The organism is Flavobacterium sp. AJR (assembly GCF_002156885.1).
In the GTDB taxonomy this organism is placed as follows: Bacteria; Bacteroidota; Bacteroidia; order Flavobacteriales; family Flavobacteriaceae; genus Flavobacterium.
In genome coordinates this window covers 1-24448 of the sequence record NZ_NCWQ01000053.1, presented here as the reverse complement: position 1 = coordinate 24448, position 24448 = coordinate 1, and the positions used below count along the sequence as shown (strand labels likewise).

The following is a 24448-nucleotide window of genomic DNA, read 5'->3' as shown; positions in this document are numbered from 1 at the left end:
CAAAATTTTTAAAATGAAAAAATCAAATATAAAATCCAAATTACAGCTGATGTTTGCAGCAACTATAATGGCAATGAGCGTCGTTGGTTGTTCGGACTACTTGACTGATGAGCCTGCAGATAAATTTACAAACGAGAACTTCTGGCAATCTGAAGACAACGTAAAAACTTTTTCATGGCTTAATTATGATACTTTTTATGGCTATGGGAACGGTACAACAATTGGACTTTCATCTTTTTATTATCACGGAAGTGATTTTAAAGTAGATGATAACCTATCAGCTTTTACTTTTTATCAAATGCCAGTTACAGCAAGTACTACTAACCTTTATTCCTGGAATGAATATTACACACTGATCCGTCGTTGTAATTTAATGCTAGAAAAAATACCTGGCGTTCCTATGGCCGAGGTAAAAAAGAATCATTACATAGGAGTTGCTAAATTTTTCAGAGCCTATACTTATTTCCGTTTAGTACAAAAAATGGGAGATGTTCCATACACCGATAAATATTTAGCTCAAAATGATGATGCTGTATATTCGCCTTCAATGCAAAGAGCAGAAGTTATCGACAAGGCCATTAAAGATATGGAAGAAGCTATAGACTTGTTACTTCCGGTAGATGATAAAAATACAACTGTAAATAAATATACCGCTTACGCTGCTTTAAGTAACATCTGTATCTACGAAGGAACGTACAGAAAATATCATTTAGGTCAAGATGGAAGCGCTTATCTTAACAAAGCAAAAACTGCTTCACTTGCTGTGATGAATAATGGTGGCTATCAATTAAACTCAGATTGGAAATCTCTTTACAACTCTGTTGAATTGGCTGGTAATACAGAGGTGATACTTACAAAACGTTATTTATCAAACGTATTGATGCATTCTCTTCAAAACTATACCAATACGTCAACTATACAATATGGTTTAACAAAATGGGCGGCAGATAGTTATGTAACTACAAATGGATTACCAATACAACAAGCAGGAAACAGCCAATACACAGGTGATGATGACATTACAAAAACTTTTGCTAACAGAGATCCTCGTTTTGGTAAAACTGTAAATCCTACTAGTTATGGTTATAAAGGAAAACCTTTTAGTGCAGCTACGTTAGTTTCAATGTCTGGATATGTGTTTGAATTATACAACAACCCTGCAACAACAGGTCCCGATGTTACTACAGGAGGACGTAATTATACTGATGCTCCTGTATTTACTTTAAGCGAAGTATATTTAAATTATGCTGAAGCTTGTGCTGAACTTGGTACTGCTACAAATACTGATCTTGATATGTCTATCAATAAAGTACGTGCTCGTGCAGGAATTGCGCCTTTAACTACAGACGGAACTAATGCTTCTGCAGGAGGAATACAAATTAATGATCCAAGAAGAACGGCAACTTTAGAGCAAATCTCAGGTTCTGTTAACCCTCTTATATGGGAAGTACGTCGTGAGCGTCAAATTGAATTTATGAGTTGGACAACGCTTAGACAAATGGATATTTACCGTTGGAAAAAAGGAGATTACCTTGATACTTCAAAAAATATAGATGTAAATCTTGGAGCAAGAATAGGTACACCTGTAGGAACACAAGTTGTAGTAGATGGTAACGGATATATAAAAATATACCCTGCAAGTACAAGAACTTTTGAAGCCAAACATTATTTAATGAATATCCCAACAAACGATATTGATTTATATAAAGCTCAAGGGGTAGAATTAAAACAAAACCCTGGTTGGTAATTCAGAATCTCAAAAACTGAATACTAACAAAATAATAAACTACCTCTGGTCATGGAAAACTCCAGAGGTAGTATTTTAAAATTATTATTTCGTACAACGAAGACATCGATTAATAAACCGACGAAAATAAAATCCCTAATCTGAAAACTCAGATAAACTCTACTACAATAAACCACACAACACAATCAAAAAAATACAGAATATCAATCAAATAATAATCTAACTTTATTTAGTCAATTTCTGCCTTCTAACTATTAAACTGTAATTTAAAATGATAAAATTCATAGCTAAATGTGTTCTTATTGTAGCATCAATGTTTTACACAACATCATATTCCAGTTCATTACAAACAATTGCAAAAAACAACACTCAGGAATTAAACGCACCGGCAATTAAAACCGGAGCCGATAATTATGAAAAATACCTACCATTATTAAAAGATAAAAAAATAGGAATCGTTACAAATCAAACAGGGATTTTGACTAACAAAACTCACTTGGTAGATTTTTTATTAGAGAAAAAAATTGCTGTTCAAACCATTTTTGCTCCTGAGCATGGGTTTAGAGGAACTGCCGATGCCGGCGAACATGTTGTAGACGGAAAAGATCCAAAAACCGGACTATCAATCATTTCTCTTTACGGAGATAATAAAAAGCCAAAAGCAGCACAATTAGCAGGAATCGATGTAATGATATTCGATTTACAAGATGTTGGAGCACGTTTTTACACCTATATATCTTCTTTGCATTATGTAATGGAAGCTTGCGCAGAAAATGGGATTCCGCTTATTATTCTTGACAGACCAAATCCTAATGGAGGTATTGTCGATGGGCCACTTTTAGAAAAAGAATTTACAAGTTTTGTGGGTATGCACCCTATCCCACTGCTTCACGGGATGACTATCGGCGAATATGCTCAAATGATTAATGGCGAAAAATGGCTTAAAAATGAAGTACAATGTAAGCTAACCGTTATTCCTTGTGTTGATTATAACCGAAAAATGGAATATAGCTTGCTTGCAAAACCATCACCAAACTTACCAAATGATCAATCTATAAACTTATACGCCAGTTTATGTCTTTTTGAAGGAACTAATGTAAGTATGGGGCGTGGAACCGAGAAACAATTCCAGATTTATGGTTCTCCTTTTTTAACAAAAACTAATTTTAGCTTTACTCCTAAACCAAATTCTGGAGCCAAAGACCCACTTTATAATGGGAAAGAATGCTTTGGTGAGGATTTAACATCTTATCCTAAACTAACACGTTTAGAATTAAAATGGTTGATTAAAGCATACCAAAACACTAGTGATAAAACTAAATTCTTCAATCCTTTTTTTACAAAACTTGCCGGAACAAAAAAATTGCAACAGCAAATTGAAAGCGGAATTTCTGAAGATAAAATTAGAAAGACCTGGCAAAAGGATTTAGAAGCATTTAAAAAAATGCGCACAAAATACCTAATCTATTAAATCATACCCTTATTTATTGTCAAATAAATTCTGGACTGTTTTTTATGATGCCCAATCATAAAATATGTTCCAAACAAAATTAAAAAATTAAAAAAATTAGCTAAAAACAAAATAAAATGGCAAAAATAAATCCCGATACAGAACGTGAATCACTTTACTCTAACTTAGATAAAATGAGCACTAATGAGTTGCTTACCAATATAAATAATGAAGATAAAAAAGTAGCCGATATTGTCGAAAAACAAATTCCTAATATTGAGAAATTAGTAGATGCTATCGTTTCTAAAATGAAACTTGGCGGAAGACTATTTTATATCGGCGCAGGTACATCTGGAAGAATCGGGATCCTTGATGCTTCTGAATGTCCTCCTACTTTTGGAGTTCCAGACAATTGGATTATTGGTATTATAGCTGGAGGTGATTCGGCCATTAGAAAAGCGGTAGAAAATGCCGAAGACGATATTGATCAGGCTTGGAGAGATTTATCTGCCTATGATATTTCGAGTTTAGATGTCGTTTTAGGAATCGCAGCTTCAGGAAACACTCCTTATGTGATTGGTGGATTAAAAAAAGCAAGAGAAAATAATATCATTACAGGGAGTATTTCTTGTAATAGCGCAAGTCTTATTTCTAAAGAAGCCGACCATCCTATAGAGCTAATTGTAGGGCCAGAATTCCTTACAGGTAGTACAAGAATGAAAGCGGGAACATCTCAAAAACTAGTCTTAAACATGATTTCAACATCTGTTATGATTAAACTAGGAAGAATTTACGGTAACAAAATGATAGACATGCAATTGTCTAACAAAAAACTAGTACAAAGAGGTGTAGAAATGATTGTAGAAGAACTTCATATTGATGAGAAACTAGCTTCAGAATTATTAAAAAAACACAAAAGCGTAAGAGCCGTTTTATTGGCAGAAAATAAAGATCTGGAAATTTAATAACCAAACTAATCAAAATCTTTTATAGATTTATACACGTTGGATATAACTCATGAAAATTTCATTTAACACATAGAAACATAGATTTTATGTGTAAAAAAATACAAAGAGAAATACATTTCTTTCACATAGCAAACCCTGTGTGTTTTAAACAAGTCAAACGCCTTTTTTAAGATTACAAAATCTATGTTTCTATGTGTTAAAAATTAATTACGCCCAACAAGTAAATTTATAAAATACTAAACCACAAAAGATAAAATGACACCAAGTACTATCCTTCTTCTTATTATCATTTATTTCGGAACACTATTCTATATCTCGCATAGAGTGAGCCGAAAGGATGATGGAAATGATGCTTTTTTTACAGCCAATAAAAACTCAAAATGGTATTTAGTTGCTTTTGGGATGATAGGAACGGCTCTTTCTGGAGTAACTTTTATCTCTGTTCCTGGAGAAGTTGGTGCTGCGAGTGGTGAACAATTCAAATATTTTCAGTTTGTATTGGGTAACGCAATCGGGTTTATAATAATTACAAAGTTATTATTGCCGCTTTATTACCGAATGAACTTAACCTCTATTTATGGATATATAGAACAACGAATGGGGTTTTACAGCTATAAGACCGCAGCTTCTATTTTCCTGATTAGTAGAACCGTTAGTTCAGCATTCAGACTATACTTAGTGGTAATTGTATTACAGCGTTTTGTATTCGATTTTTATGGTATTCCGTTTGCCTTTACCGTATTAATGTCCTTAATTCTTATTTTTTCTTATACCTACAGAGGAGGGTTAAAAACGATAATTATTACAGATACCTTACAAACGTTTTTCTTAGTTACCTCAGTTTTTCTTACCATCTATTTTATTTGTGATCGTATGGATTTAAGTGCTATTGGTGCTTTTGAAGAAGTTAAGAATAGTAATTACTCTAAAATATTTTTCTTTGATGATTTTCTGGGAAGCAAATTCCATTTTATAAAACAAATATTAGGAGGAATGTTTGTTACTATAGCAATGACAGGACTTGATCAAGATTTAATGCAAAAAAACCTGAGCTGTAAAAACATTGGCGAAGCACAAAAAAACATGTTTACCTTTACAGGAATCTTCGTTATAATCAATATCTTCTTTTTAAGTGTTGGAGCTTTACTATACATTTATGCTAACAAAAACGGAATTGCAATCCCAACAGATTTAATTACAGGTAAACCAAGAACCGATTTACTTTTCCCAGAAATAGCCTTAAATCATTTAGCAACAATTCCGGCAATAGTATTCTTATTAGGAATTATTGCTGCAACATTTGCTACGACAGATTCAGCATTAACAGCATTAACAACTTCTTTTTGTGTCGATTTCTTAGGCATGGACAAAGCCGAAAATAGCAATAAGAAAAACTCAGTACGTACAAGACACTTGGTTCATATCAGCTTCTCAGCATTGATTTTCTTCGTAATAATCATCTTTAATTCCATCAATGATAGTTCAGTAGTTGGGATGATATTTAAGGTCGCATCCTACACTTATGGTCCATTATTAGGATTATATGCATTTGGATTGTTCCAAAAATCAAGAAATGTAAATGATAAACTCGTTCCATTTATCTGTTTATTATCTCCTTTCTTCACGTATTTAATAAATGAAAATTCAAAAGTATTGTTTGCAGGATATGTATTTGATAATGAATTAATCGTGCTAAATGGTTTAATAACTTACTTAGGATTATTCCTGACAAGCTCACGCAGTAGCGAAAAAATAAGTTTTTAAAACCACCTTAAAAACAAAACTAATTAACTAATCAATTGAACGCTTTTAAATAAGCTTAGCTTTCAATTGCCAAAAAATAATGATATGAAAGATTACTTTATAAAAATTAGCCTTTGTGCCACATTTTTATTTTTAATCACCAATTGTGGCGTTTCCAGAAAAAACAATACAGTTACAGATTCAAAAAATGATACCTCCCCAGCAGATACAGTAGTTTACATTGCTCCAAGTAAATCCGAAAAGAAAACATTCTTTAAAGATTCAGACAGAGAAACAGCTTGGGTTGATAGTATTTACAATAAAATGTCGGTTCAGGAAAAAATAGGTCAACTATTTATGATTTCGGCCTATTCTAATAAAGATTCTGTTCATACCAATCAAATCAATAAATTAGTTCAAGACTATAAAGTAGGTGGAGTTATATTTTTTCAAGGAGGTCCTGTTCGTCAGGCTAAATTAACCAACCAGTACCAATCTAAAGCAAAAGTTCCTTTGTTCGTAGGGATTGATGCCGAATGGGGATTGGGTATGCGATTAGACTCAACTTATCGTTACCCTTGGAATATGACTTTAGGAGCAATTCAGGATTTAAGTTTAATTGAAAATGTTGGAAGAAACATGGCCAATGAAAACAAACGAATCGGAATCCATTTTAATTTCGCTCCAGTTCTTGACATCAACACCAATCCTAAAAATCCTATTATCGGAAACCGTTCATTTGGCGAAGACAAAGTTAATGTAAGCGACAAAGCCATTGCCTTAATGAAAGGGGTACAAAGTCAAGGTGTTTTTAGTACCGGAAAACACTTCCCTGGACATGGAGACACCTCAACAGATTCTCATCATGCATTGCCTTTGGTTAATTTCTCAAAAGACAGACTTGAATTAATCGAATTATATCCGTACAAACGAATCTTTGATGAAGGTTTAGTATCGGTTATGGTTGCACATCTTAATATTCCAAGTCTGGAACCAACACCAAATCTTCCATCTTCAGCTTCTTATAATGTAGTAACTAATCTGCTTCAAAAAGAATTAGGCTTTGAAGGTTTAATTTTTACAGACGGTTTAGCGATGAAAGGCGCAAGTAATTTTAAAGGTCCTGGGGATCTGGAAATTGCCGTACTACTTGCAGGAAATGACATTTTGCTTTGTTCAGAAAATGTTCCTGTAGCATTCCAGAAACTTGAAGTTGCCTATAACGAAGGTGTTATTACCGAGGAACGTTTGGCACATTCGGTAAAAAAAATATTGCATTATAAATTTAAAGCAGGATTAAACAAATACAAACCTATCGATATGGCAAACATATACGACGAGCTTAATCCGCCGCAAAATGATGCTTTGCACTATAAATTATACGAAAACGCTATTACCGTTTTAAAAAATGAAAAGGAAATACTTCCTATCAAAGATTTAGAACAAAAGATAGCGTATGTAAAACTAGGAGAAGATGTTAACAGTGATTTTGTTACTACTTTAAAAAAATACACAGAAGTTACCGAAGTTGCCAACACGAACATAGATAGCTTAAATAAAGAATTAAAAAAATACGACCTTGTTATTATTGGTTTTCACAAAGTAAATAAAACTTGGGAAAAACAAAATTTCACAGATACTGAACTGATTTGGTTACAAGAAATTGCAAAACACAACAAAGTGATTTTGGATATTTTCACAAAACCCTATTCACTATTGCCAATCACTAATTTTGATGATATTGAAGGATTAGTAGTTTCTTATCAAAACTCAGATATCAGCCAGATAGTTTCGGCAGAATTATTATTTGGAGCCATCCCTGCCAAAGGAAAACTACCTGTGTCTATCAATTCATCTTTTAATGTAAATGATGGTTTAACTACCGAAAAAATAAATCGTTTGGGTTTTACAAAGCCAGAAAATGTAGGCATGAATCCGCTTATTTTATCTAAAATTGATGCTGTCGCACAAAAAGCAATTGATGGAAAAATGACTCCGGGAATGCAAGTACTTGTAGCTAGAAAAGGAAGTGTTATTTTCCAGAAATCATACGGTAGTCAAACCTATGATAATACCCGAAAAGTTACAAACTCAGATTTATACGATGTTGCTTCGATTTCAAAAATGATTTCGACATTGCCTAACGTAATGCAATTGTATGATAATGAAAAAGTAAACCTGGATACCAAATTAAAAGATATGGTACCGCTTTTCGCGAAAACAAATAAAAAAAATATCAGCTTCAAGGATTTACTAACTCATTATGCAGGGCTTCAGGCTTGGATTCCGTTTTATAAAGCAACGCTGGATAGCGAAGGGAAACCTTCGGCTAAATACTATCGCAGAGTAGCCGAATCTGATTTTTCTACAAAAGTTGCAGACAATCTTTTTATTAGAAATGACTATCATGACACCATCATGAAAATCATTGCCGATAGTCCTTTATCCTTAAAAAAAGAATACAGATATAGCGATTTTACCTTTATTATCCTGAAAGAATATTTAGAAAGAAAAACGCATAAGAAATTAGAAGTACTGAGTCAGCAAAATTTCTACAACACACTCGGAATGAACAATACGCTTTACAATCCTTTAGACAAATTTGATAGAAGTAACATTGCTCCTACCGAAATTGATAATTATTTCAGACACCAAGTTATTCAGGGATATGTACACGATATGGCAGCAGCGATGGAAGGCGGAGTTGCTGGTCATGCTGGGATTTTCTCCAACGCTATGGATGTTGCTAAAATGATGCAGCTGTTTTTACAAAAAGGAAATTATGGTAATAAACAATATTTCTCAGAACAAACATTTGATGCCTTTAATACTTGTTATTACGCCGACAAAGGAGTACAAAGAGGTTTAGGTTTTGATAAAAGAATAAACGGAATAAGTCCTACGTGTGCCTGCGTTTCTCCATCTAGTTTTGGACATACCGGATTTACTGGAAACATAGCTTGGGTTGACCCAGAAACAGAAATTGTTTATGTATTTTTATCCAATAGAACCTATCCCGAAGTTATTAATGATGAGAATAAATTAGCTAGAGGAAAAATCCGAGAAGATATTCAGAGAATAATTCAGGAGGCTATTGTAAAATAAAAAACAGTTCTATTTATATCAATCAAAGGTTAAATAAAACCTGTATTAAATTTAACCATATAAGAAATATAAGTCCATTTAAGTAGTATTTTGAGAAGACGCTAACATGAACTTACATTTCTTACATGGTTTAAAAAGTATGTTAAATGACCTTTTTAAAACCAAAACTATGAACACAAATCTGGAATCACTGTATAAAATTGCTCAAAAACCTTCCCGAACTATTATCGGATTAATGTCTGGTACTTCTTTGGATGGTCTTGATGTGGCTCTATGCGAAATCTCTGGTTCTGGTGAAAACACCGAAGTTCAATTAGTACAATTCGATACCATTGATTATTCTGAAGAAATAAAATCAGAAATCAGAACCGTATTTGCTAAACAAACCATTGATTTTCAGAAACTGGTTTTATTAAATGAATGGATTGGGGTTCTTCATGCCAACATGATTTTGGAATGTTTAGAACGTTGGGGAGTTCCAACCGATAAAGTAGATTTGGTAGCCTCGCATGGTCAAACTGTTTTTCATGCACCTAAGATTTTACACCAACAAGAAAAATTCCCAAACGCTACTTTACAAATTGGCGACGGAGACCATATTGCTCTAAAAACTGGAATTATAACACTGTCAGACTTTCGTCAAAAGCATCTTGCTGCAGGAGGAGAAGGAGCACCACTTGCCGTTTATGGCGATTATTTCCTCTTTGGAAAAAAAGGAGAAAATCGTATTATGCTTAATATGGGCGGAATTGCAAATTTTACCTATTTGCCATCAAGCAGTAATCCCGAAGAAGTTTTTGTTACCGATACAGGAACAGGAAATACACTAATCGATGCTTTTACCAGACTTTCGTTTCCTGATAAAGCCTATGATAAAGATGCCGAAATCGCAAAACAAGGCAAAGTAAACAATTCACTTTTAGAAGCTTTAAAAGCCGATGAGTTCTTCCTTGGATCTTTCCCGAAGACTACAGGTCCAGAACTTTTTAATATAGAATATGTTAGAAAAGCTCAAACCCAAAGCAATACAAACGATATTTCTGTTGAAGATTTATTGGCAACCCTAACCCGATTTAGTGCCGAAACTATAGCCAATGCTATACATACAGCTATAAACAACACAACATATCCTGTTGAAAGTTTTACGATTTATATGTCAGGCGGAGGCGCACATAATCCATTATTAGTAAGTTGGCTAAAAGAACTATTGCCTTGTACTTTTTTAAATACCGATGTTTTAGGAATTTCAGGAGATGCAAAAGAAGCCATATTATTTGCCATTTTAGCAAACGAAACTGTTTCTGGTGGAACTTCAGATTTTGGAACACGCAAAGGAATTCCGTCTGTATCAATGGGTAAAATTTCTTTTCCTAGTTAAAATAAAGAACTATTAAAAGTTTACGCTTTTATATAATTAATGAAACCAAAAAATAAACTAAACCAATGACAAAAGAACGTTTAATTTCACTAGATGTATTTAGAGGATTTACGATTTTATTAATGACTATTGTTAATAACCCAGGAAGCTGGGCTTCTATATATCCGCCTTTAGAACATGCAGAATGGCACGGCTGTACTCCTACCGATTTAGTTTTTCCTTTTTTCATTTTTATAATGGGAACAGCAATCCCGTTTGCAATGCCTACAAAACATCTTGATTCAGGTGTTTTTAATAAAATCTTGGTTCGTTCGTTACGTATATTCTGCTTAGGATTATCTTTAAACTATTTCAGCCGAATTCAATTGTTTGGACTAGAAGGAATCCCTTTGTTACTTCTTAGATTAAGTATAACATTTGCTGTAGCCTATGCCCTTTTAGGAAACTTTACTTTAAAAATTAAAACATACCTCGTTTTTGGAATCTTTGCGTTATTATTATTCTTAGCATATAGCAAAATAGAAGCCTTTGAAGACGTAAGAATCCCTGGTGTTTTACAACGTATCGGAATTGTATATTTCTTCACTTCACTTTTATATCTAAAAACAAATTTAAAAACGCAACTTCTCGTTACGGCTTCAATTTTATTGGGGTATTGGATTTTGATGGCTTTTGTTCCCGTTCCAGGATTTGGCGCTGCCAATTTTGATAAAGGAACCAATCTGGCTGCTTGGTTAGACAATTTACTTTTAAACGGGCATTTATGGAGCTTCTCTAAAACTTGGGATCCTGAAGGAATTTTAAGTACTTTACCAGCTATTGGCACAGGAATTCTCGGAATGTTCATAGGACAAATACTAAACTTACAGATTACAAAAACCGAAATTCTAAAAAAATTAGCAATCTCAGGAATTGTACTCTTAGTTATCGGTATGCTTTGGAACATAATATTTCCAATAAACAAATCACTCTGGTCAAGTTCTTATGTTTTATATACCGCTGGTATAGCTACAATATGCTTAACCATATTATACTATATAATAGATGTAGCAAACTATAAAAAATGGACTAAACTATTTTTAATTTGGGGAGTAAATCCAATGATTGTTTTTTACTTTTCGGGGATAATTCCTAGAGTTTTGAGTTCTATTAAAGTTCAAAGTCCAGATATAGCTGCAGAAGAAATCAATCTTCAAGCCTTGATTTACAAATTTGGAATTACACCTTGTTTTGAAAATCCATTGAACGCATCATTAGCCTATGCAATATCATACGCCATTTTTTGGTCACTTATACTTTGGGTTTTCTATAAAAAGAAACTGATTTTTAAAGTATAAAACATATAGTAAAGTTTTTTTTAGTTTTTTGTTTTCTTGGATTGCCACGAATTGCACGAATTTTCACGAATCAGAACATTCACTATGTTCAATTAGCATAAAAAATTAGTGCACTTCGTGGCAATCCTTTTCATAAAGAAATCTATAAAATCATTTTAATCTGTGGCTAAAAATATAGTCAAGAATACATTTTAAAACACCAAAATGAAATTGAAACGATTGTTATTTGGATTGCTATTTATTGGACTTCTTTTCTCCTGTTCATCGAACAAGAAAAAAGACAATTCCTCAATTACATCAAGTAGCGATAAAGTTTTAATACGTGAGGATTTTAAAAAATATTTTGATAATTGTAATGTCGATGGCTCGATTTCGATTTATGACAATAACAATCATAAATGGATTTTATCCGACACTATCAATACAAAAAAGGAAACGTTACCAGCATCGACATTTAAAATCATTAATCTGCTTATTGCATTAGAAACAGAAACTATTGCTAGTGAGAATGAGATAGTGAAATGGCCAGGAAGTACCGATACTATAAAATATGATTATCGCCCTACTATTTATCATGATATAACGGTAAAAGAAGCTTTTGAAGTTTCGGCTGGTTGGGCGTTTATAGAATTAGCTAAAAAAATTGGCAAAGCCAATTACAAAAAATATTTATCCCTTTGTCATTACGGTAATCTTGACCTCTCACAAACAGATGCTGACTTTTGGAATTTTGGTGCTTTTGGAATTTCGCCAATCAATCAAGTGGAATTTATCAAAAGATTCTACGAAGGAAACCTTCCTTTTTCTAAGCGAAACATCGAAATAGTAAAAAAGGTCATGATAACCGAACAAAATCCAGAATATACTATTCACTCCAAAACTGGCTGGACTAGAGAAAATGAAATCAATACGGGTTGGTGGGTTGGCTACATCGAAAATAAAAGTGGGGTTTACTTTTTTGCAACACGCCTTATACAAGACAGAAAGCTAAATAGTACTAATTTCGGTCCTTGCCGAAAAGATATCACGAAGTCTGTGTTTAGGGATTTGGGGATTATAAACCCCTAACCTATTCCTACTTATTTAATTTTACATATAGTAAATGACTATACTTTCCTAAGTACAAATCATTTGGATAATTAAAAGTAATTATGTTACCGCTACCATTTAATTTTCCTTCTATTTTTCGATTTAAGAAACTAAACGCTATGATAATTCCGTCATCATTCATAGTTTTTTCAGCTTTCCAAGTACCTTTAGAATTTTCTTTTTTATCATAATTCTTTAGCTCAAAAGTTTTGTCTGGATTTAATAATAACAATCTATATTCTTTAACTTTAACTAATGAATCTCTTATTACAAATTTATCTATTTCGTACTTTCCTATTATTTGATTTTCATCAATTTTAGAAGAACAACCTGTTATAATTCCTAACAAAATAATTACATATAAATTCTTCATATTTTTAATTGTTTTCATGAATTCCAGTTGGTGTATTTCATTGGTTAACTGAATACAAAATCATTAAACCTATTCCTCTTTTGTTATCCGTTTTTTAGCAAATCTCAAAACTACTATTACTAGAATATCTAATACTATAGATCCTGCTATACTTAAATCTGTTTCGAGTGGTATTTTGTGACCTGAACCATGGGCAAGAAACCAAATTACGGCAAAAAACACAAGTAAGATGTAAAGCAATACCAACGCAATATTAATTATGATTTTCATTAATTATTCTCTTTATTTTTAAATTTTAAATTATTCGCAAAAAACATTTTATATTTTTCCCTTGAATACTCACGTCACTCATATATCATAGGTTACCCTAATCCAAAACATAAGTATCTACCTCTATTTCGGCGTCTAGCTTATTTACTATCGCTAAGAAATTTCTATTAAAAGACATCACAACTCCATTATCTTTTACTATTTCTAATACAATATCAAACTTTATTGTCAATTTATTATTTTCTCTAAATACTAGTATTTTATCAACTTTATCAATAAATAACTTAACATATTCGTCTGATATTTCTTCAAAGTATATAGTGTCAATATTGTTGATAGAATACTCCCAAGCTGACTCTAATCTTTTCTTTTCTTTCTTATTGTTTTTTATTAAATCTCCTTTGTTCCAGCAAGCTGTCGGTGATATTCCAACAAGTTCAGTAAATTCATTTGAATTAAATACATCTCCATAGATTGAAAAAATTAATTTTATATGTGTTTTGGCAACCATGTATTTAAATTTTATAGATTTTTAAAGTAATTTTTATGAAATGTGATAATCTAAAAAGAATTTTATAATATTAAATGTAAAACAATACCAACGCAATATTAATTATGATTTTCATTAATTATTCTCTTTAATTTTTTATTGTTTTATAATATATTATCTCTCCATAAATTCTTCTATCAAAATCCTTAAAAGTTCTAAAGAGTGACCATCATTAGCACTATAAAGTCTAATAATTCTTTCAGGATCAATATCTTTTAACCCATCCTCAGCATATTTTTCATGAATAAAATCTCTAAAAGAGTCAAAAAAATCGTGAACTACGGAATCACTTTTGCCAATTGAATATCCTTTAAAAAAGATAAAGAAAGATTCTACATTATGAATTGAAAACATTGCTGGTCTTTTTGAAACAAATTGAATTAAATCAATATTTTCTAGTATTGTATTATTCTCCATTATCTTAAATTATTTCTTTAAATTATTCAATATCAAACACCTTACTTCTATCCTTATAAACTTTACCTCTTTTTTCAATCAAATGAAATGCTGACATAAAAACTATGGTTGCTACTATTTGATAAAAGATATCACTCAATTTTGTAAACTCCGCTAGAGCCAAATAACAAATGACCATTGATACTATTCCGATAATAAATCCATAAATAGAATATCTAATTTTATTCTTTTTACTCATTATAAAAAAATAGATAACACTCATAACAATAGTTACATGAAATCGTACAATTATCCCTCCGTCTTTCCCATGATAATAATCTAAATCGGGTAAATTTATCTTATAGTCTATATAAAAAATGACAAGTAAATTAATTAAAATCAATAGCAGTACAATAAAACTTCTTTTCATTTATTCCTTAGTTTTAAAAACTTAAATAGGCTTTAAATTTGTTTCTTTAATACGTTCGTTCCAAACTTTTTCTTTATACCAATTAGAAGATTTAATCTTAACATTATAAAATAAATATGCCCCTACCAAAAATATTATAACGACAAAGCTCAATAAAGTGCCTTTTAGAATCCTTTGTTTCATATTTTTTTTCTTTTACATCATGGTATTTCCCAAGAATAAGGCTTTTTATAATAAGGACTGATCCCTCCTCCATCACTTTTAATTGGACTTTTCTTTAACTTATCATACATATCTAAAACATTATTGTAATCAAGATTGAGAAAAAATGTTTCATCTTTATTAATCATATAATATTTTATTTGTTGATTTTTTAAATCATCTTCATATTTATAAGAACCATATTCTCCCATAGAATACAGAGGTACTAAATCTTTGTCTAAAAAAATAATTTCATATATACCATACATAATTTTTTCATTGGGATTATAACCCACACCAAAATTATAAGCTTCATTGGTCTTAATACATAGTATAATATTTCTTTTTTTGTCAGAAAGAATTTTTATTTTTTCATCAAATCCAAATAATGAAAAATTACTATCATCATATTCTAGTTTTAAATTCAATCCCCATTTACCAGACGACACATCAGCATCGCATATTTGCTTAGATTCCGTCATTTTCTCTATACCTGTTGAGAAACATATATTCTCAATGTTTTTACAATTGTCTTTACAGCTAATTATAAGCACCGAAAAGATTAGCATTAATAATTTTCTATATATCATTTTACTTTTTCATTAGCTTTCATAAATTTTATTTTTTTAAATTAATCTTCCCAAGTTAATACTTCATCTATTCCACAAAGAATATACACAACTCATAATCAACAATTTAATCATACACGAACTTATAGAAAAGCAGATAATAGCGAATTTGTCTGTAGTTTTATTTATGATAAGATAAGACATACTTTTAATTAACGATAATAGATTTATTAGAACAAGTTCTTGAAATAAAAAAAGAAAACGATTTAAAGATAAATTTATCATTGGAGAATAAATTAAATAAATAATATTTTTTCGTGTTGTGTTATTCAATAATAATTAATACATTCGTATAACATTGATTTTCAATTACATAAAACAACAAAGCATCCAAATCCTCATTTCCGACAGACTCTCAAAGTTTGTTATTGGCAGTATTATCTACAATAGGATATATGAGTTGTTTAAAATATCAATACCACGCCCCCTTTCCCTAATATTTACTTAATAATCTAATTAATCTTATGAGAGAATCTACTCCATTAACACCTACGCTTACGGATGAAGAGTTGCTTACTATAACGCAACGATACACATTTAAATACTTTTGGGATTATGCATCAAGTTCAGGAATGGCATACGAGCGTATTCCTGTTTCGGGAACAGCCGGAAATACCGTTACCTCTGGCGGTTCGGGATTTGGAGTAATGGCAATTTTAGTTGGCATCGAGAGGGGATTTATTACCAGAGAACAAGGATGCCAGCGTATTGATAAAATTGTTAATTTCTTAACTAACTCGGCAACAAATTATAAAGGGGTTTTTGCCCATTGGATTAATGGAAGTACAGGTGAAACCATTCCGTTTACTAAAGATGATAATGGAGGTGATCTGGTCGAGACCTCTTTTCTAATGGAGGGGTTGCTTACGGCACGCCAGTATTTCAACCAGCCAATTTTGACAGAACAGAATCTGGTTGTTAAGATCAATGTACTTTGGAACAATGTAGATTGGGATTATTTTCGATTTGGATCAAACAAGTTGTACTGGCATTGTAATAATGAGCTGCAAAACATTCTCCCATTGCAAATCATTGGCTGGAACGAGTGTATGATTACTTATCTCTTGGCTGTTGCTTCACCAACTCATGCCATAGATCCCAGTTTATGGAAAGACGGTTGGTCATCCGGTGGTAGTTATCATACTAAGAATCAAAAATTTTATGATATTACCCTTCCTATTGGGAACGGAGGAGAAAAAGGCGGTCCTTTATTTTTTTCTCATTATTCATTTTTAGGATTTAATCCAAAAAATTTGAGAGACAGCATTAATGATGTAAATTATTTCCAGCAAAATCAGGCTCACACATTGATAAACAGGGCTTATTGCGAACAAAATCCGCTGGTATATAAAGGATATGGTGAAAACAATGCCTGGGGACTGACTGCTTCTGATGGAGATAAGGGTTACGGTGCCCATTCGCCGGGAAATGACAAAGGGGTGATTGCTCCAACAGCAGCTCTCTCGGCAATGCCTTATACGCCCAAGGAATCATTAGCTGCTCTGAGATATTTTTACGAAAAGTTGGGAACGAAGATCTGGAATGAAAGAGCAGGATTTGTAGACTCTTTTAATGAAACAGCCAATTGGGTTGATAGTAGTTATTTGGCCATTGATCAAGGTCCGATTATTTGTATGATCGAAAATTACCGTACAGGTCTGTTATGGGATTATTTTATGTCGGCTCCTGAAATTCAAACAGCTTTAGGTAAACTGAATTTTAAACCGGATTTTTATCCTCGTCCAATAATTAGAGAACCACTGATACTTGATAATTTCGAAAACGGACAAATCAACTTTACAAATAAAATAACGATCAACCCGCCAAACGATATGGAAATCAAGGTGGTAGATAATCCGGACAAAACTGGATCAAACATAAGTAATAAAGTCCTGAAATTTAAACGGATTGGAAATACTGCTAAATGGGCAGGATTTTACTGTACTCCAAATGTTCCTCTTTCTGAGTATAAGTATTTGTACATGAAGTATTATCGCAATAATCCGAATTCTCAGATCAGAGTTAATATTTCAGACGGAGGAAACAATGAATTCTTATCTCAAAGCCCATTGGATAAACAAAACGAATGGGGCGTAGCGGTGTTTGATTTATTAACGAACAAAGTAAAAAATATTTCTGTGTTTGGTATTCAGCCTGATTATACAGCTAATGCTGCAATTGGAGATACTGTTTATATTGATGAGTTAATTTTTAGCGATACAGAAATTGATATTAATCCTTTCTACAATAACAATCCTAAAGAGTTAAAAGCAACTGATGTAAAGACTAATTCTATTTCTTTATCGTGGGATGTGCTTCCCGCAGTAACTTCATATGATGTATTTATAGAAGGTGTTTTTTATCAAAATGTTACTGCCAACGCAATAACTGTACATAATTTGAATTCATTTGATATTTACTATTTCGCGGTAAGAGGCAGGGATGATAATCAAGGTATTTTAACTAAGATGAGTAACACCCTTTATATAACGACTCTTGAGACAAAAGAGCATAAAGATGAGCGAATGGCTTGGTGGCGTGAGGCAGGTTTTGGTCTGTTTGTGCATTGGGGCGGCTATTCGGGATTGGCAGGACATTATACAGGGCCAACTTTAAAGAAATCAGGTTCAGGCATTGGTCCTGATTATTGGATGCAGGATTACTATTCAACTTATCGTCCCGAATGGATCAATCCGGATGGAACTATTAAAATAGATCCCACTACAGGCGAACCTTACAACCGTGGTGCATATGCTGAATGGATTATGTTTGCAGCCCAGATTCCGAGAAACGAATACAAAACACGTTGGCCGCAAAATTTTACGGCACAAAATTTCAATGCTTCCGAATGGGTAAGAATGGCAAAAGATGCCGGCATGAAATACATTGTTGTTACTGCTAAACACCACGAAGGTTTGGCTTTGATCCGCACACATCATGTTGGATATAATATTGAAGATGATACCAATATTGCAGCCGATGTTTTAAAAGCCTTGGTGATTGAAGCGCATGCAGCAGGATTGAAAATAGGATTTTATTATTCTCAATGTCTGGACTGGATGAATCCAGGAGGAATGGCATGGACTCCGCAGAATACAACACCCGATCATATAGCTTCTTATCAGGATAGTGCACAATATACGGATACTATTGTGGTGCCTCATATTCAAACCATGATAAATGACTATAATATTGACCTGATTTGGTGGGATATGGGAAATTCCAGCACACCTGAATTCCGTTATCGAATGATGAAAGCAATTAAAAACATTCCTGGGACAGACCGTTTGATATTCAATAACAGAATGTCAGATGGTTTGACCGGAGACTTTAAAACTCCTGAACAAAGTATTCCTAATATACCGCCAAATGGAGATGGAACAGATTGGGAAACTTGTATGACTATGAATGACAATTGGGGATATGCTGCTCACGATACGCGTTGGAAAACCCAAAAAGATTTAATTCAAAAGCTGATTGATATTGTAAGCAAAGGAGGAAATTTCCTTCTTAATGTGGGTCCTGAAGGGGACGGAATATTCCCACCAGAAGCAATCGATAGACTTAATGGATTTGCCTATTGGATGAGTATAAATAAAATGGCTATCGATAAAACTCAATCCAGTCCGTATACCACACAATTACTTTGGGGACGAGCTACCCGCAAAATTGTAGACGGAACACAATACCTATACCTGCATGTATTTGCTGATAATTGGCCTCAAAATGGAAAATTAAATGTTCCTAATCTGCGTGATGGAAGTGTTGTAAAAGCGTATTTCCTTGCAGATGTTCATAAAACAACATTGGATATAACCCCCAATGATGGGTTTTCCGGGTATACGATTTCGGTACCTGCAGCTCCTCTGGATAATATCAGTACAACCATTGTTCTGGAAATGTCAGGAATTGTAGATATTCTTTTCACCTTTGCTAAACAATTCAAAGATGGTACACTCAATTTAAATGCAATCGATGCTGTTGCTCCTGGATTAAGCATTCAAAATGGACCACTTTATGAAATTGGGGCATGGGCTAATGATGCTAACTTTGCCACCTGGCATGTTGAAGTTATTCAATCTGGAAATTTCATTTTAGACGCAGTTGTATCAGGCTATTCGGGACAGTTTGTGCTAAAAGTAAATGGAGTAGATCAAGGGCCTTATCCATTTACAATTACAACAAAAGGTTTTGAGAACTATCAAGTCTTATCCATCGGAACTATTAATTTACCGGTTGGTATTTATAATATCGAGCTGCACCGTATATCAAACGGAGGATGGGATCCTGTAAATGTGCGTCAAATATCCATTCATCCCTTCATTGATAAAACTCCTATTATCAATCAAAATGCAGACAGAACTCTTGTTCTTCCTGCACAAAATGCCATATTGCATGGAACTGGTATTATGATAGAACATGCTCCTAATTATAACATTGGCGGATGGACAAATCCAGCTTCTTATCCGGCTTGGAGAGTGAAAGTGAATGAGGCAGGCATTTATCACTGGCAATGTGAACTGGCAGGTTTTTCCGGTAAGTTTCAATTGGTGATAAAAGATATTTCAAGTATTATTTATCCGTTTACAACAACTAACAATAGTTTTACAAACTATCATATCAAGCAATTAGGTGATGTTTATCTTGACGAAGGAATTTATTATATCGAATTGCATCGTATTTCCAACGGAGGCTGGGATCCTGTTAATGTGCGTAACATTACCTTTTACCAAGATCTGCTTTAGTAGGTAATTGATCTAATAAAAATAGTTATATATTAGTAATGACAGAAATGAGCTAATAACTGTATCTCTATTTGATAGAGATACAGAAACTATTTTATTACATCTAAAGATAGCTACTACTTGAAACAAAAAATACATCTGTAACACATTGATTGTAAATATGATTAAACTTAAAAAGCTGATTATTATTGGGATTGTAATACTTTGTAGTAGTTGCAATAAAAAAAATGAAGTTGTAAAACCAAAGATAGAACAAGACGTTAAAGACCAAAAGCATTTAGTTTTAGACTATCACAAAAATTATTTCAAAAAGCTACGAAATGAAATGGATAGAATAGAAATTTCTCTCTATAAAATTAAAGACGATACTCGGCAGGACACAACAAAACTTGTTGGGTTAGACAGAATACTTGATAAAAAGAAAATAAAAGAATTTGATTCTTTATTTGATTCAACAAAAAATGAAGGCTACTGCTGCTGTCCTAAAACTCATTATAGAATCGATTTATATAAGCAGCAAAAAAGACTAAAAAGGTTTAATGTTGATACTTTAAAAGTAAAAGGTAAAGCATTTATTTTTGATACAAGTTATCAAACATCGTATATAATTCCTTTAACTGTTTGGAACAATTTCTTAACTGATTCCAGAGTTGTTTCTACTAACAAATGAAATGAAGTTTCAAAGACATAAAAAAACCTATTTCATTACGAAATAGGTTTTTTATTTTATAAACTCCTCGGTTCAAAATTTAAACCTTTTACTTAAAGGTTTTCAAACTTTAAGCAACTTGCCAGAGGTATGAAAAGAAAGCATTTAATTTTTAAAGTTAATTACAAGCTTTAATCTCCTTAATTATGTAATTGATTTTTGAGAGCGTACAACTTGCTTCTAAGATTTTTTAACATTAGAGGATCGGAAACTTTACCTTTAACCCTGGTTAAAAAAATAACTTCTCCGATAGTCATCTTTAGAGCATGTCCTTGTTTATTAAAAAGTTCCGAAATCAGTTTTGAAGTTTGCAACATCGGGTGAATTGATTTTAACATACTGAAGAAAAAACCATTATTTCCATGAAAATATATAGGTAGAATAGGAACATCTGCTTTACAGATAATTTTCCCAACCACAGGATGCCACTCAGGATCTGTGATTTCACTCGTCTTAAAATTATAAGATGAAACTTCTCCAGCAGGAAATATTGCAACAGGAATACCTTCTGATAAAGCTTTTAGCGTCATTTTTAATCCCGTGATACTCGCAGAATTTTGCAGATTTTCAAATGGATTTACTGCGATAATGCATTTTTCAAGATTTGGTATTTCCTTTAATAAAAAATTCCCCATATACATTGTATCAGGACGTATTTTTGCAATTGTACTTAACAAAGCTAATGATTCGATACCTCCATAAGGATGATTTGCAACAACAATAAAAGCTCCCTCACGAGGAATATTTAGTAATTCGGTAGCATCATATTGGACTTTTACACCAATTTTCATTAAAACATAATTAGCAAAATCTGCACCCTCAAGATTACCTGCTTCTTTTACAACAGTATTTAAATTGTTAATTTTCATTACTTTCATTAAATAAGAGGGTAATCCCGGGATAGGAATTTTAGAAAGGCCAGCAGCTTCAGAAAATTTTTCTTTGGAGATCAATGTCATATATTATAGCTAATTAAGGTTGAATGCAAAAAACTAATAAAAAACCTAAAAGGAATGGAATTAGCAATAAGTTAATGTGTATTTGGGAACTTTGTTATTATGACTTGAAACTAGAATTTGAAGTTATGAAAAGGAGAGATGATCAATCATCTGCATATTCTTTATCGCAATCATGGGTAAAGATACTCTGATTTTATACGTGAACGTTGAATATACGAATAAAACAATTTTAAAGAGGAACTATATTCACTTCATATTCAACTTTTGAACATGATTACATATTTCTTTTAACACTGACTTCGTAATTATAGAAATAAAAAAAAAGGTAAAATACATAATGTATTTTACCTTTTTTTATGAAGAATCTTGATACAAAATTAGAGCCTTTTACTTAGAGATTTCCAGATTTTGTGAAACTTGACAGAGGTCTGAAAAGAAAAGCATTTGATTCCCTAAGTTTATGAAACATGATTAAAAATATCAAAACTTACTCTAGCATTAGCTTTCCATTTTTAAATCCAAAAAACATCAGGCACCTCTAAATCACTCAACAGTCATAACCAATTCATTTTCAAATTCGTTCCTAAAATAAAACTCTTTTTTATAAAAAAATCGTGTGAAGAGCAGAGCTTCTTATTTGAATTCTAACAAACTCTTTTATTACATTTTATAACTAAGTCCACATTCAAAAGTATTGTTTGCATAAGCACCCAATGCTCCAAAATATTTAGAGTAAGCCAGGAAAACACCCAAATCATCAAGCGAAATTCCAAATGCTGTAGAAACAGTTTTATTAGTATGGTAAAACGCAGAAATGTTTATTTTATAATCTGGAAAATTAAACCTTCCCCCCATATCCAAAATATCTTTGTGCCCTTTAACACCTCTATAAGCTAACAATGGCTCAATATTTAAGTTTTCATCTCCATTTGATAGTAATATCTTGTAACTTATAGCCGAATAAAAAGTAGAACGATCTGCATAATTTTTAATACCATTATCATTTTCATAGAAAAGATTATGAAGTTTTGGCAATGATGCCTGAACTGTTAATAATCTGCTAGTATAAGCAATACCCAAATCTCCATCAAAAATGGCACCCTCGTTATAATTCTGTAGTGCAACATCATCCAGACTTCCTTCCACTTTATTATAATCTATAGCAGAAAATTTTGCACCCGCAGACAAGCCGAAATGTATCTTTTGGTCAACTCCTGTTGGTAAATGATAAGCATAAGTTCCCATTATCCTTGTTCTATTGATTAAACCTGCTCTGTCGCTATTAACATTTAACCCTAGTCCAGTTCTGTTTCCGGAATTGTATTCGAAAGTAGCATTCATTAATATCGGATTTCCCGGAACTTCATCCCATTGTCTTTGGTAACCTACATTAAACTTCATCCCTTTATCTAACCCTGCCATTGCAGGGTTGTTTAAATATTGGTTTTGAAAATACATAGACTCGAATTCTGTTAACTGCGCATTTGCGGAGTTTGTCCCTAATATAATCAGGAACATAATTACCTGTATATAGATTGCTCTCATTGATTTTATTTTCATTGTATTCATTTCTGTGTGGCTATCTTCTAACCATTTTTACTATTCTTATTTATTTTATTCTTAATTGTTATCTCTAATAATTGAAATGAACCCTTTCATTTTAGGTGAACCATTTCCTAGATCAATTAAATAGTAATAAGTATCCTCATTAAGTGGAGATCCTTTATAAGTACCATCCCACTCATTGTTATAATTATTTTTAGAATACACTAATCTTGCTGCTCTATCAAAAACTTTAACCGAATTGTTTGGATATTTATCAAGACCTGGAACTATCCAAAAATCATTTTTACCATCTCCGTTTGGAGTAACAATGTTTGTTGGTATAATTTCTTGTGGTACAGCATCTGCTCTATTTACAATAACAGTATATGTTTCTTGTGTACCATCTGGCGCTGTAACCACTACTGTAACTTCGTTATCACCAACTTTTAAATCTATTGGGGCTGTAACATCTGTAATCGTTTTTCCGTCAACAATCATTTCAACCTTTGCATCCGGATCGATTGATTTAGGTGTAATTACAATTGAGTCAGTTTCATTTGGTACATCTACACTATAATCTTTTGTATCTGTATTAAAAGCAGGACTTAATGTCCCATCACTTACAACAATATCAGATAAACCAGCATTATCAGAAGGCTTAACATTAGCATCTTCTCTTGTAACAATTACAGTGTAAGTTTCTTGTGTACCGTCAGGAGCAGTAACCACTACTGTAACTTCGTTATCACCAACTTTTAAATCTATTGGGGCTGTAACATCTGTAATCGTTTTTCCGTCAACAATCATTTCAACCTTTGCATCCG

Annotated in this window: 19 protein-coding genes; 10 read left to right on the top strand and 9 right to left on the bottom strand. The window is 32.5% G+C overall.

The genetic code is table 11. The annotated features are described in order from the left end of the window. Positions 1-13 precede the first annotated feature (13 nt). From B8T70_RS14495 to B8T70_RS14460, 8 genes are all read left to right on the top strand, one after another. Positions 14-1747: a RagB/SusD family nutrient uptake outer membrane protein gene (locus B8T70_RS14495; protein ID WP_086895293.1), complete on the top strand. Its 1734-nt coding sequence runs from the start codon at positions 14-16 to the stop codon at positions 1745-1747. A gap of 271 nt (positions 1748-2018) precedes the next feature. Beyond that, positions 2019-3218, top strand: coding sequence for an exo-beta-N-acetylmuramidase NamZ domain-containing protein (locus tag B8T70_RS14490; RefSeq protein WP_165763220.1), 1200 nt, complete (start codon positions 2019-2021; stop codon positions 3216-3218). A 116-nt stretch (positions 3219-3334) separates the two neighbouring features. Beyond that, positions 3335-4162 (top strand): N-acetylmuramic acid 6-phosphate etherase, encoded by an 828-nt coding sequence (murQ, locus tag B8T70_RS14485; protein ID WP_086895292.1) that lies wholly within the window; start codon positions 3335-3337, stop codon positions 4160-4162. 258 nt (positions 4163-4420) lie between these two features. Continuing rightward, positions 4421-5929 carry a sodium:solute symporter gene (locus B8T70_RS14480; RefSeq protein WP_039111542.1) on the top strand — a complete coding sequence of 503 codons (1509 nt, stop codon included), beginning with the start codon at positions 4421-4423 and terminating at the stop codon, positions 5927-5929. 84 nt (positions 5930-6013) lie between these two features. Next, a complete protein-coding gene (locus B8T70_RS14475) occupies positions 6014-9013 on the top strand; it encodes a glycoside hydrolase family 3 N-terminal domain-containing protein (protein WP_086895291.1) in 3000 nt (999 codons plus the stop codon). Between the two features lie 169 nt (positions 9014-9182). Continuing rightward, positions 9183-10391: an anhydro-N-acetylmuramic acid kinase gene (locus B8T70_RS14470; protein ID WP_086895303.1), complete on the top strand. Its 1209-nt coding sequence runs from the start codon at positions 9183-9185 to the stop codon at positions 10389-10391. A 65-nt stretch (positions 10392-10456) separates the two neighbouring features. Further along, a complete protein-coding gene (locus B8T70_RS14465; RefSeq protein ID WP_086895290.1) occupies positions 10457-11728 on the top strand; it encodes an acyltransferase family protein in 1272 nt (423 codons plus the stop codon). 204 nt (positions 11729-11932) lie between these two features. Beyond that, positions 11933-12796, top strand: coding sequence for a penicillin-binding transpeptidase domain-containing protein (locus B8T70_RS14460; RefSeq protein WP_086895289.1), 864 nt, complete (start codon positions 11933-11935; stop codon positions 12794-12796). Between the two features lie 7 nt (positions 12797-12803). On the opposite strand, the gene B8T70_RS14455 is transcribed toward B8T70_RS14460, so the two are convergent. The 6 genes from B8T70_RS14455 to B8T70_RS14430 all read right to left on the bottom strand — a co-directional run bounded on the left by B8T70_RS14455 (position 12804) and on the right by B8T70_RS14430 (position 15606). Further along, complete coding sequence (locus B8T70_RS14455; RefSeq protein WP_039119808.1) at positions 12804-13208, bottom strand: hypothetical protein; 405 nt, start codon at positions 13206-13208, stop codon at positions 12804-12806. 51 nt (positions 13209-13259) lie between these two features. Continuing rightward, entirely contained in the window at positions 13260-13460 is a 201-nt protein-coding gene (locus B8T70_RS14450; RefSeq protein ID WP_039119806.1) for a hypothetical protein, read from the bottom strand. A 97-nt stretch (positions 13461-13557) separates the two neighbouring features. After that, on the bottom strand, positions 13558-13971 hold the full coding sequence (locus B8T70_RS14445; RefSeq protein ID WP_086895288.1) for a DUF4279 domain-containing protein: 414 nt from the start codon (positions 13969-13971) through the stop codon (positions 13558-13560). 153 nt (positions 13972-14124) lie between these two features. Further along, entirely contained in the window at positions 14125-14427 is a 303-nt protein-coding gene (locus B8T70_RS14440; RefSeq protein ID WP_086895287.1) for a hypothetical protein, read from the bottom strand. 22 nt (positions 14428-14449) lie between these two features. After that, on the bottom strand, positions 14450-14836 hold the full coding sequence (locus B8T70_RS14435) for a hypothetical protein (protein WP_086895286.1): 387 nt from the start codon (positions 14834-14836) through the stop codon (positions 14450-14452). A 200-nt stretch (positions 14837-15036) separates the two neighbouring features. Beyond that, the gene (locus B8T70_RS14430; RefSeq protein WP_165763219.1) at positions 15037-15606 is read right to left on the bottom strand and encodes a hypothetical protein; all 570 of its coding nucleotides are present in this window, start codon (positions 15604-15606) and stop codon (positions 15037-15039) included. 524 nt (positions 15607-16130) lie between these two features. Here B8T70_RS14430 and B8T70_RS24125 point away from each other — a divergent pair. Further along, the gene (locus B8T70_RS24125) at positions 16131-20411 is read left to right on the top strand and encodes a glucoamylase family protein (protein WP_207621539.1); all 4281 of its coding nucleotides are present in this window, start codon (positions 16131-16133) and stop codon (positions 20409-20411) included. A gap of 160 nt (positions 20412-20571) precedes the next feature. After that, positions 20572-21081: a hypothetical protein gene (locus tag B8T70_RS14420; RefSeq protein WP_039119799.1), complete on the top strand. Its 510-nt coding sequence runs from the start codon at positions 20572-20574 to the stop codon at positions 21079-21081. A gap of 179 nt (positions 21082-21260) precedes the next feature. Here the strand turns inward: B8T70_RS14420 and B8T70_RS14415 are convergent, their stop codons facing one another. The 3 genes from B8T70_RS14415 to B8T70_RS14405 all read right to left on the bottom strand — a co-directional run. Further along, complete coding sequence (locus B8T70_RS14415; RefSeq protein ID WP_086895284.1) at positions 21261-22079, bottom strand: hypothetical protein; 819 nt, start codon at positions 22077-22079, stop codon at positions 21261-21263. Between the two features lie 660 nt (positions 22080-22739). Next, positions 22740-23639, bottom strand: coding sequence for a PorP/SprF family type IX secretion system membrane protein (locus tag B8T70_RS14410; protein WP_052250147.1), 900 nt, complete (start codon positions 23637-23639; stop codon positions 22740-22742). A gap of 60 nt (positions 23640-23699) precedes the next feature. Beyond that, the coding region (locus B8T70_RS14405) for a gliding motility-associated C-terminal domain-containing protein (RefSeq protein ID WP_133059415.1) at positions 23700-24448 on the bottom strand (749 nt) is incomplete at its 5' end.

Bases quoted from the DNA above. Each gene is read 5' to 3' on its own strand.
- B8T70_RS14475 (WP_086895291.1), top strand. From the start codon at position 6,014: ATGAAAGATTACTTTATAAAAATTAGCCTTTGTGCCACATTTTTATTT.
- B8T70_RS24125 (WP_207621539.1), top strand. From the start codon at position 16,131: ATGAGAGAATCTACTCCATTAACACCTACGCTTACGGATGAAGAGTTG.
- B8T70_RS14430 (WP_165763219.1), bottom strand. From the start codon at position 15,606: ATGCTAATCTTTTCGGTGCTTATAATTAGCTGTAAAGACAATTGTAAA.
- B8T70_RS14495 (WP_086895293.1), top strand. From the start codon at position 14: ATGAAAAAATCAAATATAAAATCCAAATTACAGCTGATGTTTGCAGCA.
- B8T70_RS14470 (WP_086895303.1), top strand. From the start codon at position 9,183: ATGAACACAAATCTGGAATCACTGTATAAAATTGCTCAAAAACCTTCC.
- B8T70_RS14415 (WP_086895284.1), bottom strand. From the start codon at position 22,079: ATGACATTGATCTCCAAAGAAAAATTTTCTGAAGCTGCTGGCCTTTCT.
- B8T70_RS14465 (WP_086895290.1), top strand. From the start codon at position 10,457: ATGACAAAAGAACGTTTAATTTCACTAGATGTATTTAGAGGATTTACG.
- B8T70_RS14410 (WP_052250147.1), bottom strand. From the start codon at position 23,639: ATGAAAATAAAATCAATGAGAGCAATCTATATACAGGTAATTATGTTC.
- B8T70_RS14480 (WP_039111542.1), top strand. From the start codon at position 4,421: ATGACACCAAGTACTATCCTTCTTCTTATTATCATTTATTTCGGAACA.
- B8T70_RS14440 (WP_086895287.1), bottom strand. From the start codon at position 14,427: ATGGAGAATAATACAATACTAGAAAATATTGATTTAATTCAATTTGTT.
- B8T70_RS14490 (WP_165763220.1), top strand. From the start codon at position 2,019: ATGATAAAATTCATAGCTAAATGTGTTCTTATTGTAGCATCAATGTTT.
- murQ (WP_086895292.1), top strand. From the start codon at position 3,335: ATGGCAAAAATAAATCCCGATACAGAACGTGAATCACTTTACTCTAAC.
- B8T70_RS14460 (WP_086895289.1), top strand. From the start codon at position 11,933: ATGAAATTGAAACGATTGTTATTTGGATTGCTATTTATTGGACTTCTT.
- B8T70_RS14445 (WP_086895288.1), bottom strand. From the start codon at position 13,971: ATGGTTGCCAAAACACATATAAAATTAATTTTTTCAATCTATGGAGAT.
- B8T70_RS14455 (WP_039119808.1), bottom strand. From the start codon at position 13,208: ATGAAAACAATTAAAAATATGAAGAATTTATATGTAATTATTTTGTTA.
- B8T70_RS14450 (WP_039119806.1), bottom strand. From the start codon at position 13,460: ATGAAAATCATAATTAATATTGCGTTGGTATTGCTTTACATCTTACTT.
- B8T70_RS14420 (WP_039119799.1), top strand. From the start codon at position 20,572: ATGATTAAACTTAAAAAGCTGATTATTATTGGGATTGTAATACTTTGT.
- B8T70_RS14435 (WP_086895286.1), bottom strand. From the start codon at position 14,836: ATGAAAAGAAGTTTTATTGTACTGCTATTGATTTTAATTAATTTACTT.